At 69.0% G+C, this 255-nt stretch carries 1 protein-coding gene; it reads left to right on the forward strand.

The window, feature by feature from the left end; translation table 11 throughout:
- Window positions 1-255 (forward strand): transposase (locus KGQ19_RS53700; protein WP_212022547.1); only part of this gene is annotated, 255 nt, incomplete at both ends.

Here is a 255-nt window from a genome sequence, read left to right on the forward strand (position 1 = left end):
TCGCGAACGTGCGCCGGATCGGCATCGACGAGATCTCCTACAAGAAGGGCCACCGCTACCTGACCGTCGTCGTCGACCACGACACCGGCCGGCTGCTGTGGGCCGCCGTCGGCCAGGACGCCGAGACAGTCGATGAGTTCTTCGACGCCCTCGGGCCCGAACGCTGTGCGGAGATCACGCACGTGTCCGCCGACGCCGCCCACTGGATCGCGAAATCGGTGCGCGCACACTGCCCGAACGCGATCCGCTGCGCCG

Source organism: Catenulispora pinistramenti, assembly GCF_018274385.1.
In the GTDB taxonomy this organism is placed as follows: domain Bacteria; phylum Actinomycetota; class Actinomycetes; order Streptomycetales; family Catenulisporaceae; genus Catenulispora; species Catenulispora pinistramenti.